At 64.5% G+C, this 13,698-nt stretch carries 11 protein-coding genes; 1 reads left to right on the top strand and 10 read right to left on the bottom strand.

All coding sequences use genetic code 11. The annotated features are described in order from the left end of the window. Nucleotides 1-210: 210 nt before the first annotated feature. The 9 genes from FIU28_RS18825 to FIU28_RS18785 all read right to left on the bottom strand — a co-directional run bounded on the left by FIU28_RS18825 (nucleotide 211) and on the right by FIU28_RS18785 (nucleotide 11,889). Nucleotides 211-2,139 carry a long-chain fatty acid--CoA ligase gene (locus FIU28_RS18825; protein ID WP_143574705.1) on the bottom strand — a complete coding sequence of 643 codons (1,929 nt, stop codon included), beginning with the start codon at nucleotides 2,137-2,139 and terminating at the stop codon, nucleotides 211-213. Beyond that, the gene (locus FIU28_RS18820) at nucleotides 2,136-2,954 is read right to left on the bottom strand and encodes an ABC transporter ATP-binding protein (protein ID WP_143574704.1); all 819 of its coding nucleotides are present in this window, start codon (nucleotides 2,952-2,954) and stop codon (nucleotides 2,136-2,138) included. The genes FIU28_RS18825 and FIU28_RS18820 overlap by 4 nt, the downstream gene beginning before the upstream one ends. Nucleotides 2,955-3,181: 227 nt before the next feature. After that, a complete protein-coding gene (locus FIU28_RS18815; protein ID WP_143576277.1) occupies nucleotides 3,182-3,877 on the bottom strand; it encodes an ABC transporter ATP-binding protein in 696 nt (231 codons plus the stop codon). Between the two features lie 14 nt (nucleotides 3,878-3,891). Next, nucleotides 3,892-4,656, bottom strand: coding sequence for an ABC transporter ATP-binding protein (locus tag FIU28_RS18810; protein ID WP_143574703.1), 765 nt, complete (start codon nucleotides 4,654-4,656; stop codon nucleotides 3,892-3,894). Beyond that, nucleotides 4,653-5,954 (bottom strand): branched-chain amino acid ABC transporter permease, encoded by a 1,302-nt coding sequence (locus FIU28_RS18805; RefSeq protein ID WP_143574702.1) that lies wholly within the window; start codon nucleotides 5,952-5,954, stop codon nucleotides 4,653-4,655. Before FIU28_RS18805 ends, FIU28_RS18810 begins: the two co-directional genes overlap by 4 nt. Further along, a complete protein-coding gene (locus FIU28_RS18800) occupies nucleotides 5,951-6,898 on the bottom strand; it encodes a branched-chain amino acid ABC transporter permease (protein WP_143574701.1) in 948 nt (315 codons plus the stop codon). The genes FIU28_RS18805 and FIU28_RS18800 overlap by 4 nt, the downstream gene beginning before the upstream one ends. Before the next feature lie 200 nt (nucleotides 6,899-7,098). Continuing rightward, nucleotides 7,099-8,331, bottom strand: coding sequence for a branched-chain amino acid ABC transporter substrate-binding protein (locus FIU28_RS18795; RefSeq protein ID WP_143574700.1), 1,233 nt, complete (start codon nucleotides 8,329-8,331; stop codon nucleotides 7,099-7,101). 216 nt (nucleotides 8,332-8,547) lie between these two features. Next, complete coding sequence (locus tag FIU28_RS18790; protein ID WP_143574699.1) at nucleotides 8,548-10,986, bottom strand: CaiB/BaiF CoA transferase family protein; 2,439 nt, start codon at nucleotides 10,984-10,986, stop codon at nucleotides 8,548-8,550. 60 nt (nucleotides 10,987-11,046) lie between these two features. Continuing rightward, nucleotides 11,047-11,889, bottom strand: coding sequence for a uroporphyrinogen-III synthase (locus FIU28_RS18785; RefSeq protein WP_143574698.1), 843 nt, complete (start codon nucleotides 11,887-11,889; stop codon nucleotides 11,047-11,049). A 144-nt stretch (nucleotides 11,890-12,033) separates the two neighbouring features. Between FIU28_RS18785 and purU the strand changes: the two genes are divergently transcribed. After that, nucleotides 12,034-12,897: a formyltetrahydrofolate deformylase gene (purU, locus tag FIU28_RS18780; protein WP_143574697.1), complete on the top strand. Its 864-nt coding sequence runs from the start codon at nucleotides 12,034-12,036 to the stop codon at nucleotides 12,895-12,897. Nucleotides 12,898-12,954: 57 nt separating this feature from the next. On the opposite strand, the gene FIU28_RS18775 is transcribed toward purU, so the two are convergent. Beyond that, a complete protein-coding gene (locus FIU28_RS18775) occupies nucleotides 12,955-13,227 on the bottom strand; it encodes a hypothetical protein (protein ID WP_143574696.1) in 273 nt (90 codons plus the stop codon). Nucleotides 13,228-13,698: the final 471 nt, after the last annotated feature.

Here is a 13,698-nt window from a genome sequence, read left to right as displayed (position 1 = left end):
TCCCCCGGGCGTAGCGCAGCGAAGCCTGGTGGGAGAGGGTGGCCGCGCGCAGCGCGGACGGGAGAGGGGGAGCCTCAACCAAGGACGGAGTGTGCGACCCCCCCTCTCCCGAGCGAGGTCGGGACGACTGCCGGTGCTCCCCTCTCCCACGAGGGGAGAGGGGACAGATATTAGCCGCTGCGCGAGCAGAGCGCTGACTAAGAGACAGCTTCATTCCGCCGCCTCCATCGCGACATCCCGCGCCAGGTCGATCACCAGCAGCGTGGTCCGGATGCGTTGCGTGGTGCCGTCCTGGAAGCGGATCACGGTGTCGACCGGGATATCCCGCGCGCCGCCATAGATGCCGTCGATGATATCGGCGTATTTCTCGTTGATGACGCTGCGGCGGACTTTTCGGGTGCGGGTCAGCTCGCCGTCGTCGGCGTCGAGTTCCTTGTACAGCAGCAGGAACTTGGCGATGCGCTGCGCCGGCGGCAGCGTCGCGTTGACGATTTCGACCTCCTTGCGGATCAGCGCGTAGACTTCCGGGCGCGAGGCGAGATCGGTGTAGGTGGTGAAGGAAATCCGGTTCTTTTCCGCCCATTTCGAAATGATCGAGAAGCGGATGCAGATCATGGCGGCCAGCACGTCGCGCTGGTCCCCCAGCACGACCGTCTCGGCAATGTACGGTGAAAACTTCAGCTTGTTCTCGATATATTGCGGCGAGAAGCGTTCGCCGCGCGCGGTCTGGGCGAGGTCCTTGATGCGGTCGATCACCACGAGCTGTTTCGCATCGTTGAAATAGCCGGCATCGCCGGAATGCATCCAGCCGTCGCGGAGATCGGCGGCGGAGGCTTCCGGCGCCTTGTAATAGCCGAGGAACATGTTGGGGTGCTGGACCACGATCTCGCCGACGCCGTGCACGTCAGGTTCGCGGATCTCGATCCGGATGCTGTCGCCCATTGCGACGCCGGTGGTGTCGGGATCGACGGCGCCGGCGTTGTGCAGCGTGAAGGCGCCAAGTGTCTCGGTCTGGCCGTACAAGGTGCGCAGCGGCACGCCCATGGCGCGGAAGAACTTGAAGGTGTCGGGCCCCAACGCCGCGCCGCCGGTCGCTGCCGAGCGCAGCCGCGTGAAGCCGAGGCGATCACGTAGCGCGCGGAACAGGATGAGATCGGCGACAGCGGATTTCTTGCCGTCGGCCAGTGCCGCCAGGCCGGCCTTCATGCCGACCTCGTATAGCTGCTGCTTCAGCGGCGAGGAATCCATCACGCGGGCACGGACGTCGGCGGCGATGCCCTCCCAGACGCGCGGCGCGAACAGCACGAAGGTCGGCGCGATCTCGCGGAAGTCGTTCATCATCGTGTCGGATTGCTCGACGAAATTGACCTTCATCCGGGCGAGCAGCCCTTTGCCGAGCGCATAGACCTGCTCCATGATCCACGGCAGCGGCAGCACCGAGACATATTCGTCGGAGGAATCCTTGGGGTCGAAAGCCAGATAGACCGCGCAATGGCCGAGCACGCGCCCGGCCGCGAGCATCGCCAGCTTCGGATGCGAGGTGGTGCCCGACGTGGTGCAGAGGATGGCGACGTCCTCGCCGCGGGTCGAATCGACCATGCGATCGTAGAGGTCCGGCTCACGCGCGGCGCGGTCGCGGCCCATTTTTGCCAGTCTGTCGGCTTCGAGCAGGCGGGGATCGTCATATTTCCGCATGCCGCGCGGATCGGAGTAGACGATGTGGCGTAGCAGGGGCACGCGGTCGCCGAGCGCCAGCAATTTATCGACCTGCTCCTCATCCTCGGCGAATACGATTCTCGCCTCGCCGTAGTTCAGGAGATAGGCGGCTTCCTCGTCGAGCACGTCGCGGTAAAGACCGAGGCTCATCGCGCCGACTGCATGCGCGGCGATCTCCGCGCTGACCCAGTCCGGCCGGTTGTCGCCGATGATGCCGACCACATCGCCTCTGGCGATTCCAAGCTCGACCATGCCGAGCGCAAAATCTCTTACCCGCGCCTGGTAGTCATCCCAGGTGAAGACGCGCCACAGGCCAAAGTCCTTTTCGCGAAGCGCGATGTCGGTGCCATGCTCGCGGGCGTTCAGCCGCAGCAGCTTCGGATAGGTGTCGGCCTGTGCGACGCGTCCGGCGTAATCCATCATGCGGCGCTCTCCGCAACCGGCGTATCGTCGGGATCGACCAGCAACTCGTCTTCCTCGCCGAGATAAGCGCGCTTGACGTGGGGATCGGCGAGCACGGAGGCCGGATCGCCCTCGGCGATCATGCGGCCGAAATCCAGCACCATGACCCGGTGCGAGATGTCCATCACCACGCCCATGTCGTGCTCGATCATCATCACCGTCATGCCGAACTCCTCGTTGAGATCGACGATGTAGCGCGCCATGTCCTCCTTCTCCTCGAAGTTCATGCCGGCCATCGGCTCGTCGAGCAGGATGAGGTTAGGCTCGAGCGCCATCGCGCGCGCCAGTTCGACGCGCTTGCGCAGGCCATAGGGCAGGGTGCCGGCGGTGGCCTTGCGCACGCTCTGCAGGTCGAGGAAGTCGATAATCTCCTCGACCTTGCGGCGATGCTCCAGCTCCTCCTGGCGGGCGCCGGTCAGCCAGTACAGCGAGCCGGTGAGGAAGTTGTTCTTCAGGAGGTGGTGGCGGCCGACCATGATGTTGTCGAGCACGGTCATGTGGTGAAACAGAGCGAGGTTCTGGAAGGTGCGGCCGATGCCGAGGCCGGGTCGCGCATTGGGCTTGAGGTCGGTGATATCGCGGCCGCGGTAGAAGAGCTGGCCTTCGGTCGGGCGGTAGCGGCCGGAGATGCAGTTGACGATCGAGGTCTTGCCGGCGCCGTTCGGGCCGATGATCGAGAACAGCTCGCCGGGGCGCACGGCAAAGCTCACCTCGGTGAGCGCCCGGACGCCACCGAAGCGCAGGGACACCCCGCGCACTTCCAAAGCGTGTTCCACGCTCGATCCTCCCTACAACGGCGCTTAGGCGCTCTGTTGGTTGCCTGAGCCTACACCGGCCAGCCGTCCTGCCTATTCGACTAATGATTGGGCTGTCGTTCCGGGACGCGGGCGGCGTCAGCCGAACGCGAACCCGGAATCCCGGGATGTTTTGCGCTGAACATTTCGAGGTTCCGGGTTCGGTCGCAGCTCGCGCTGCCCCCGCCCCGGAATGACAGCGGTATCAGTCACACCTCCAGCCATTCCTTGCGCACGGCGTCATTGGCTTTCAGATCCGCCGGCGTGCCTTCGAACACGATGCGGCCATGGCCCATCACATAGACGCGGTGAGAGATCCGCATCGCGATCGACAGCTTCTGCTCGACCAGAAGGATGGCCACACCGCGCCGCGCGATCTCGGCCAGGAGATCGCCAACCTGCTGCACGATGATGGGCGCCAGACCCTCGGTCGGCTCGTCGATCATCACCAGATCGGGATCGCCCATCAGGGTGCGGCAGATCGTCAGCATCTGCTTCTCGCCGCCGGACATTACGCCGGCCGCGGTGTCGGCGCGTGCCGCAAGATTGGGGAACATGTCGAGCATGTCCTGCAGCTTCCACTTGCCGGGCTTCTTCGGGTCCTTGATGCCGAGCATCAGGTTCTGTCGTACCGTCAGGCCGGGAAAGATGTCGCGATGCTCCGGCACATAGCCGAGCCCGAGATGCGCGATCCGGTAGCTCGGCAGGCCGGCGATGTCCTTGTCCTTGAAGCGGATCGACCCGTGCGGCGGCACCTCGCCCATGATCGCCTTGACGGTGGTGGAGCGGCCGACGCCGTTGCGCCCCAGCAGGCTGACCACCTCGCCGGCGCTGATGCGCAGATCGACGCCCTGCAGGATATGGCTCTTGCCATAATAAGCGTGGAGGTCCGCGACCTCGAGCAGGGGAGCCCCGGGCATCATACGACTTCCTCGCCGAGATAGGCTTCACGCACCTTCGGATCGCCGCGGATTTCCTCCGGCGTGCCCGACGCGATGATCTGACCGTAGACCAGCACCGAGATTCGGTCGGCGAGGCCGAACACCACGCTCATGTCGTGTTCGACGATAAGGAGCGTGCGGCCCTCGGTGAGGCGGCGGATCAGCGTCACCGCGCGCTCGGTCTCGGCGTGGCTCATGCCGGCGGTCGGCTCGTCCAGCAGGATAACGTCGGCGCCACCCGCAATGGTGATGCCGATCTCCAGCGCGCGCTGTTCGGCATAGGTCAAAAGCCCGGCCGGCACGTCGCGCCGTGCGGTCAGGTTGATATCCACCAGGATTTTCGCGGTGCGCTCGCGCACCTCGGGCAGATTGTCGATGTTCTTCCAGAACGCGTAGCGCTGGCCGGTCGCCCACAGCACGGCGCAGCGCAGGTTTTCCCACACGCTCATATTGGCAAACACGTTGGTGACCTGGAACGAGCGCGACAGGCCGCGGCGGTTGATCTGGTACGGCGGCAGGCCGGAGATCACCTCGTCGCGCAAGCGCACCTCGCCGAGCGTCGGTTTCATGTAACCCGAAATCAGGTTGAACAGCGTCGACTTGCCGGCGCCGTTCGGCCCGATCAGCGCGTGGCGTTCGCCTTGTGCGACGGACAGGGCGACGTTGCGGATCACGGAGGTGACACCGAAGCTTTTCTCGATGCCGCGAAGTTCGATGGCGATGCTTTTGGAGACTTGGCTCATGCCGCAATCCCCTTGCCGCGGGCCTGTGTCAAGGCGTCGTCCCAGGCCAGTGCGACGCGCGCCCAGCTGATCCGGGCGAGGTAAAACCCGCCGAGGATCAGCACGGTGGCTAGCGCCCAGGTGACAGGGCTTGCCGCGTTGAAGCTGATGCCGAAGGCGCGGATGTTGGGGCTGTCGCCATGGCTGACGCTGTAGTGAACGACAGTTTCGATCACCATCATCAGGCCGACCACCATCGCCAGCGTCGGCACGAAGGCGATCGCGTAGCTCGGCAGCACCCGCGCCAGCGTGCCGCCCCGTATCAGCGGCCGGTGCATCATCAGAAGGCCGGTGATGCCGCCGGGCGCGAACACCACCACCGCGATGAAGATCAGGCCGAAATACAATTGCCACACCGGCGTGAGATCGCTGAGGCCCAGCGACAGCAGCGTCACGAAAATCGCGCCGACGATCGGGCCGATGAAGAAGCCGATGCCGCCGATATAGGTGGCGAAAAGAACGGTGCCGGATTGCACGGCGCCAAGATAGGCGGAATTGGCGATCTCGAAATTGATCGCGGCCAGAGCGCCGGCAATGCCGGCGAAGAAGCCGGAGAAGCAGAAGGCGAGGTAGCGGATCATGTGCGGATCGTAGCCGACGAACTGCACTCGCTCGGGATTGTCGCGAACCGCGTTGCACATCCGGCCGAGCGGCGTGCGGGTCAGTGCATACATCGCGATGATCGCCAGCAGTGTCCAGGCAGCGACCAGATAATAGATCTGGATCTGCGGGCCGAAGCTCCAGTCGAACAGCCGGTACACTTTGGTGCGGTTGGCGGAGACGCCGGCCTCGCCGCCGAAGAAGGTGCGCAGGATCAGCGCTGACGACGCCACCAGTTCGGCTAGGCCGAGCGAGATCATCGCGAACGCCGTGCCCGAGCGCTTGGTCGACACCCAGCCCAGCAGGGCCGCAAACAACAGACCGGTGAGGCCGCCGATCAAGGGGATCAGCGGCAGCGGGATCGCCAGCTTGTTGCGGGCGACGATGTTGATGGCGTGGATCGCGAGAAAGCCGCCGAGGCCGTAATAGACGGCGTGGCCGAACGACAGCATCCCGGTCTGGCCGAGCAGGATATTGTAGGACAACGCAAAGATGATCGAGATGCCGATCAGGCTGAACGTGGTCAGCGAGCCGCCAGAGGAGAACAGTTTCGGCAGCAATAGCAGCGCCACGATGACGGCTATCCAGAGGCCGTAGAATTTGAGCCGGTCGGCGGCCACCGGCTGCGGTGGGGCGATGGTCGAGGCGAGGTCGCTCATGTTTCGCGTGTCCCCAGCAGGCCCATCGGTCGGAATATCAGGATCAGCACCAGCAGCAGATAGGGCATGATCGGCGCGATCTGGGCGATGGTGACGCTCCAGATGTCCGACAGCCAGGTGGCGGCATAATCCGGGCTCAGCGGCCCGAAGGCGCCGGCCAGCGAACCGTTCATGGAGACGGCGAAGGTCTGCACCAGCCCGATCAGCAGCGACGCCGCAAAGGCGCCGGGCAGCGAGCCGAGACCGCCGACGACGACCACGACGAACAGGATCGGCCCGAGCAGGCCTGCCATGTTCGACTGCGTCACCAGCGCTGGGCCGGCGATCACGCCGGCCACGGCGGCGAGCGCGGTGCCGACGCCGAACACCAGCATGAAGATGCGTCCGACATTATGGCCGAGGTGACCGACCATGTGCGGATGCGTCAACGCCGCCTGCACGATCAGCCCGATCCGGGTTTTCTTCAGCGCGACCAGGAGGCCTATGAAGATCACGATCGACACCGCCAGCATGAACATCTTGAAGGCGGGATAGTTGGTGGAGAAGATCGTGAACGCCGGAAAATCCAGCAGTGGCGGGACGCGGAAATCGACCGGGCTCTTGCCCCATATGATCTGCACGATCTCTTCGATGGCGAAAGCCAGGCCGAAGGTGAACAGCAGTTCGGCGACATGGCCGTTCTTGTGAACGCGGCGCAGCCCGAAGCGCTCGACGCCGGCGCCGATCACGCCGGCCAGCAGGGGCGCGAGCAGCAGCGCCGGCCAGAAGCCGAACCAGCGGCTGATCTGGAAGCCGAAAAACGCGCCCAGCATGTAGAAGCTGGCATGCGCGAAGTTCAGCACGCCGAGCATGCTGAAGATCACGGTCAGCCCGCTGGCCATCAGAAACAGCAGCATGCCGTACAGCACGCCGTTGAGGGTGGAGATAACGATCAGTTCAAGCACGGCGGGCCTCTTGCTTCACCTCTCCCCTCCGGGGAGAGGTCGACCGGCAACGCCGGTCGGGTGAGGGGGCTGCGAACTATAAATGTCGTCGCTCGCGGCGCCCCCTCACCCCAGCCCTCTCCCCTCTAGCGAAGCTTCGCTTCGCATGGGGGAGAGGGAGCTACGGTGCGCGTGGCGTCGAAAGCGATCGAGTTGCAGCCTTACGGCCGGTCCATCTTGCAGGTGGTCGGCAGCATGGTCTGGGCCGTGTCGATTTTGGCCGCCAGCTTCCAGCCCCAGCCGGTCTTCTCTTCGTCGAACGGCTCCTTGTCGGTGCGCTCGCCGAACGAGGCGATGTACATCGGCTGGAAGAACTGATGATCGTCCTTGCGCATCATGCCCTTGCCGCCGTTGTAGACGTCCCACTCCATGCCCTCGAGGGCGGCGGCGACCTTCGCCGGATCGAGCGACTTGGCCTTCTCGGCGGCCGCGGCGAACATCCGCATTTCGTTGACGGCGCGCGGATAGAACAGGCTGAAATCATATTTGGCGCGCAACGCCTTTTCGAACGTATCGGCCGAGGCGTAGCCGAGGTTCGGAATGCCTTCGGCGACCTGGAAGACCTGGTGGTTGAGGGCCGCCTGCTTGACGGCGGTGGGGCCGCCGGTGCCGCCGGCATAATAGGTGAACCAGCTCACTTTCAGGCCGGCGTCGGCCGCGGCCTTCAGCAACAGCGCAAAATCCTGCCCCCAATTGCCGGTGATGACGCTGTCGGCGCCCGACGCCTTGATCTTGGCGATATAGGGCGCGAAGTCGGTGATCTTGAGCAGCGGATGCAGTTCGTCGCCGACGATCTTGACGTCGGGGCGCTTGGTGCCGAGCATGGCGCGGGCCTGGGTGCGCACTGACTGGCCGAACGAATAGTCCTGGTTGATCAGATAGACGTTCTTCACCGTCGGCACGGTCTTGATGTAGTTGGTCAGCGCTTCCATCTTGATGTCGGAATTGGCGTCCCAGCGGAAATGCCAGAAGCTGCATTTCTCGTTGGTGAGCACCGGGTCGACCGCGGCATAATTGAAGTACAGGACTTCCTTGCCGGGGTTGCGCTCGTTGAATTTGGTGACGAAGTCCGAGAGCGCGCCGGCCACCGAGGAGCCGTTGCCCTGGGTGATGTAGCGCACGCCGCTATCGATCGCCTTCTGCGCCTGGATCAGGCTTTCCTGTGGATTGGTCTTGTTGTCGAGCGGCACGATCTCGACCTTCTTGCCGAGAATGCCGCCCTTGGCGTTCAACTCGTCGGCGAGAAACTGAAAGGTCTTGAGGCCCACCTCGCCGACGCTGGCGCCGCCGCCGGACAATGGATCGATATAGCCGATCTTCACGGTTTCCTGGGCCAGCGCCGCGGTGCCGAACAACGGCAAGGCCACTGCCGCAATCATCGCAAGTCTGCGCATGCATTCTCTCCCTGAGCGTTTTTGTCGCGTGACCGTTGTTGAAGCGCCAGGCTTTTACCCGTCCGCTTCCGGTCTTGTAGTCGGGATTGTGGTCTAACGCCGCGGAAGTCGCAAGCGTCCAATAGTTAAACGCTCAACGTCATCCTCAGTCACGCCAATCGAAGTAACCGAGGTTCGCTCGCGCTGGCGCGCGCTCGCCCCGGAATGCCAGTGTGCCTATTTTACAGCCGCCTTCGGCTTCGCCGATACCGCAGTGTCGCCGATGATTTCCGCTGCGCGCAATTCGTCGATTTCGACATCGGACAGGCCAAGCAACTCTCGCAGTACTTCGGCATTGTGCTGGCCGAGCGTCGGCGCCAGGCGGGTAATGGTGTAGGGCATCTTGGAGTCGCCGTCGCGATAGGCGACCGCGGGCAGCAGATGCGGTCCCATGAACGGCCGCACCGCCGGCTGCCAGTGCCCGACCTGCATCAGATGCGGATCGCCGGCGAGGTCCATCGGCAGCCGCGCGGTGCCGGCCGGCACGCCATGCGCCTGCAGCGTGACCATCGCCAGATCGGGCCGCACCGTCATGGTCCAGTGCCGGATCGCGACCTCGATGCGGTCCTCTTCGGCGCGGCGGCCCGGAGCGGTGGCCAGCGCGGGGTCGGCGGCCAGGTCGGGGCGGTGCATCACGGTGCATAGCGCCTGCCACTCGGCATCGCTGCGCACCGCCAGCGTCACCCACTGGTCCTCGCCGAGGCAGGGAAAACAGCCGTTCGGCACGAAGCGTGGATGGCGGTTGCCGATCCGCGGGCCGCTTTTGCCGGTCGCGGATTGCTCGATCACCGACGGTGCGACCAAAGGCAGCAGGGCTTCGACCGCGCTGAGGTCGATGTGCTGGCCGGCGCCGGTGTTTCTCTGCTGCATGAAGCCGAGCATCAGGCCCGCCGCGGCGCTGACGCCGCCGAACGGATCGCCGAGGGCTGCGTGCAGCATGGTCGGCGCGTCGCCTTCGCGGCCGGTCACAGAGGGCAGGCCGCAGGCCTGCTCTAGCGTCGAGCCATAGGCGCGCACGCCGCTCCACGGCCCGCCCATGCCGAAGGCCGGCATGGTCACGACGATGAGGCGCGGATTGATCTTGAGCATCGCCTCGGGGCCGAGGCCCATCCGCGGCAACACGTCGGCGGCGTAGTTGTCGATCACCGCGTCGGCGTCTTTGAGCAGGCGCTTGAGCAGGCTGCGCCCGGTTTCCGTGGTGAGGTTGAGCGTGATGCCGCGCTTGTTGCGGTTCATCTGCTGAAACCAGTAGGTCTTCTCATAGGTGCGTTCGGGATGGTACGGCCCGCGCGGATCGGTGCCGCGAAACCAGTCGGGATACTGGCAGGATTCGACCTTGATGATTTCGGCGCCGAGATCGCCCATCTGCCGCGTCGCTGACGGTCCGGCCCATCCCATGGTCAGATCGATGATGCGCAGGCCCTTGAGCGGGAGCGGATCGTCCGGCGTGGCGGCGCGGTTCGCCGTTCGCGTGCGCTCCGCGAAAGCTTTGCCGTCATGCTCGCCGGCGAACGGCGCCGTGCCGTTCGGCAGGGGACGGGACTGCGTGAGATATTGCGGCAGCACCGGCGCATCGAACGCGGCCGTGCCGATCCGCACCGGCGCAAACGCCCCGCGCTCGCGGTAATAAGGCTGCTGCAGCAGCGTCGCCATGTCCGGCACCACGGCCAGCGGAATCCGCAGCTCGATGCCACGCTCGAACCAGTGCCGTGCGCTGTGCTGCATCAGCACCGGCTGGAAGATCTGCAGTAGTTCGGCCGAATGCACCGTGCGCAGCAGGCTGTCGGAAAAATGCGGCTCGTGCTCCAGTTCGGGCAGGCCGATCATCGCGGTGAAGGCGGCCCATTGCGCTGGCGTCACCACGGTGACGCCGAGCCAGCCATCTTTGGTCTGGAACGTGCCGACCGGGTAGCCGCGACCGAAGCGGTTGATTGCGGTACGCGGCCGCGTGAAGCCCGCTTCCAGCGCCAGGCCGGTGTCGAATTCGCTGATCTGCAGCATCGCCTCCTGTGCGCTGACGGCAAAGCGCCGCGCCCCGGTGGCTGCGCCGAACAGGCCGGCGAGGGTGGGGATGAAGGCGGTGAGCCCGGCCATCACGCTGACTTGGCCATCGCGCGGCAGCACCGGCGGGCCCTCCTGCGGGCCGACCAGCTTGACGCTGCCCGACAGCGAGCGGCACACCGAATCGGTCGCCTGATAGCTGCTGTAGGGGCCGTGCTCGCCGAACCAGGAGATCGCCGTGATGGCGAGGCCGGGCTGCGTGTCGCGCAAGGAATCATGCGACAGCAGCGAGGTCGGGATGGCGGCGGGCGGTCGCGCGTCGAGCAAGAGGTCGCTGTGCATCAGCAGCGCGCGAACCTTGACGACGTCTTCGGGGCGATCGAGATCGGCGCTCACGCTGCGCTTGTTGGTGTTGAGCCAGGCGAAATAGCCGCTCTCATGGCGGCCGTCGCCGGCATCGACCAGCGGCGGATACTGCCGCGCCTGATCGCCACCGGGCGGTTCGATCTTGATGACGTCGGCGCCAAAGTCAGAAAACAATTTGCCGCAATAATCTAGCGTGTCGCCGGATCCGACGGTCACGACGCGCAAATTCGACAGTGGCAAGCTTGGCATTTCCGCCCGATCTTTTTGTTGTTCGGGCGGCATCTTGTCGGGATCGGTGCGGGCGTCAAGTCAGCCGGCGCGGACGCGCGGCGCGGATGTGGCGAGCGACAGCGACATCGCCGAAATCAGCGGCTTCATGAAGAAGGCGTCGTTGGCGGGGTAGATGTCGGTAGGCAGTCCGTGCGCCTTCAATTCGTCCGACACCACCGGGCCTACCGACGCAATCGGCGTAATGGCCAGCGCTGCGCGCAATTGCTGATCGCGGCCGTGTGCGGCGGCGGCCTCGAGCAGGCGGCGGACCTGGCCCGAACTGGTCAGTGCGATGGCATCGACGCGCCCCGCCGCCATTTCGTCGATCGCCGACAGGATGTTGGCCTCGGCCGCCTTGGAGTCATAGACATAGGGCAGCACCGTATCGACCTCGGCGCCGCAGGCTTCGATCGCGCCGATCAGGACGCTGTGGTCCTTTTCCGGATATAATTGCAGGCCAAGGCGGTGGCCCTTCAGGTCCACGCCCGACAGCATGGTGGCGATGCCTTCCGAGGTCGGCGTCTGCGTGGTGGCGTCCGGTTCCAGCCCGATTTCGCGCAACGCGCGGCCGGGCTTCGGGCCGCGGGTGAATTTGCGCGACGGGCGCAGCGCGGCGACGAATTCCGCCTCGACGCCGAGTCGGCGCACCACCGTCATGATTCGGCGCAGGCCTTCGCCGGTCATCAGCACCAGATCTTCGAACGGACGCGCGATCGCACGGCCGATCCAGGCTTCCACGGGGGTTGGATCTGGCACGTCGTTGATGGTGAACATCGGGCATTGCAGCACGTCGGCCCCCTGTTCGGCGAGCAGTCGGGCAAATTGCGCTTCTTCGCGGGTCTCCAGGATCAGGATGCGATAGCCGTTGAGCCTGTCAGCCATATCGTTCACTCCCGTTTGCCCTTTTGCCCGTTAACAGGGTGGCAATGACGTCCATATTGCGGCGCAAGGTGTGATTGGCGCAAGACCGCTGCGGATGCTAGAGCAGGGCTCGATCAACCGGTTTCCTGCGAGCAGATCAGCCTTATGCCCCACCACCAGTTCGTCCTGACCCTGTCCTGCCCCGACCGCCCGGGCATCGTCTCCGCGGTCTCCACCTTCCTCGCGCATAACGGCCAGAACATCCTCGACGCGCAGCAGTTCAACGATGTCGAAACCGGGCATTTCTTCATGCGGGTGGTGTTCAACGCCGCCGACGTCAATGTCGATCTGCCGGCGCTGCAGACCGGCTTCGGTGCCATCGCCGAACGCTTCAAGATGGACTGGCAGATGCGCGACCAGGAGACGCGGCGCCGGGTGATGCTGCTGGTGTCGAAGTCCGACCATTGCCTGGTCGACATCCTGTACCGCTGGCGCACTGGCGAGCTCAACATGATCCCGACCGCGATCGTCTCCAACCATCCGCGCGAGACCTACAAGAATCTCTATTTCGGAGATATCCCGTTCCACTACATGCCGATCACCAAGGAAACCAAGCGCGAGCAGGAGCTGGCGATCTGGGAACTGGTGCAGTCGACGCAGACCGATCTGGTGGTGCTGGCGCGCTACATGCAGATCCTGTCGGACGAGATGTCCGGCAAGCTATCGGGCAAATGCATCAACATCCACCACTCGTTCCTGCCGGGCTTCAAGGGCGCGCGGCCCTATCACCAGGCGCATGCGCGCGGCGTCAAGCTGATCGGCGCCACCGGCCACTACGTCACCAGCGATCTCGACGAAGGCCCGATCATCGACCAGGACGTCGAACGCATCAGCCACCGCGACACGCCGGAAGACCTGGTCCGCAAGGGCCGCGACATCGAGCGTCGCGTGCTCGCCCGCGCCATGCGCTATCACCTCGAGGACCGCGTGATCCTCAACGGCAAGAAGACCGTTGTGTTCGTGAACTGAGGTTGCTTCTCTCGCCCCGCAAGCGGGGCGAGAGAAGTCCGTGCATGTTGGCACGGTCTACCGCATCATTTCCGCGGAGGGCGATGTGGCCGGGTCGGGCCCGGGCTTCGCCGCTGGCAGTACCAGCTTTTCTTCGCGCTCTTTCATCATGGCGTCGTATTCCGGCGTGCCCGGGCGTGGCGGCGCGTTGGCCGGCAGGCCGCCGGCCCAGGCCGGAATCAGGTCGGCCATGCCACCGGCAACAAATGAACTGATCGAGCCGCAGCCAGCGAGGCTGTGACTCATCAGGATGATGCCGACCAGGACGGCGACATGGCGTGGAACGGGCATGGATCACCGGACGATAAGGGCCGGCCGAATGTATCAGCTCGGCAAATCGATGCAGGCCTAATCTTGAGGCACGGGCCACAGGAGGAGCATATATGCAAAGAGATGCCGTATTCTGCAAAAACAATCATTTGTTTCATATAACCGGATTGCATTAGCTATCTCTGCGAACGATGACAGCTTTCTTCGTCGGCGGAGGCCGCAGGCAGAACGGTGCTAACGGAGAAACCATACCGGAAACCTTTGCAAGGTACTAAAATACCTGGTGTTTTGTTGCGCGGAATGACATTTCACGCCGGCTTGGGGCGACCGGGGACGTTGCAGTAATACTTTTGGCCGCGGGATCAGGCCCAAAGTTGCGATTGACGGCGGCCCGCGCAACTGAGACGTGATACTTCGTCATGATGTAACGACTGAATTTCGAGGGTCGCCGCAAGAACCGGAAAACGCGGTTCGGCGACCGGACCGACCAGG

Source organism: Tardiphaga sp. vice154, from assembly GCF_007018645.1.
In the GTDB taxonomy this organism is placed as follows: Bacteria; Pseudomonadota; Alphaproteobacteria; order Rhizobiales; family Xanthobacteraceae; genus Tardiphaga.
This window is presented reverse-complemented; position numbering and strand designations above follow the sequence as displayed.

Coding starts and splice junctions, on each gene's coding strand:
- FIU28_RS18805 (WP_143574702.1), bottom strand. CDS start 5,954: ATGAGCGACCTCGCCTCGACCATCGCCCCACCGCAGCCGGTGGCCGCC.
- purU (WP_143574697.1), top strand. CDS start 12,034: ATGCCCCACCACCAGTTCGTCCTGACCCTGTCCTGCCCCGACCGCCCG.
- FIU28_RS18825 (WP_143574705.1), bottom strand. CDS start 2,139: ATGATGGATTACGCCGGACGCGTCGCACAGGCCGACACCTATCCGAAG.
- FIU28_RS18785 (WP_143574698.1), bottom strand. CDS start 11,889: ATGGCTGACAGGCTCAACGGCTATCGCATCCTGATCCTGGAGACCCGC.
- FIU28_RS18775 (WP_143574696.1), bottom strand. CDS start 13,227: ATGCCCGTTCCACGCCATGTCGCCGTCCTGGTCGGCATCATCCTGATG.
- FIU28_RS18795 (WP_143574700.1), bottom strand. CDS start 8,331: ATGCGCAGACTTGCGATGATTGCGGCAGTGGCCTTGCCGTTGTTCGGC.
- FIU28_RS18810 (WP_143574703.1), bottom strand. CDS start 4,656: ATGAGCCAAGTCTCCAAAAGCATCGCCATCGAACTTCGCGGCATCGAG.
- FIU28_RS18790 (WP_143574699.1), bottom strand. CDS start 10,986: ATGCCAAGCTTGCCACTGTCGAATTTGCGCGTCGTGACCGTCGGATCC.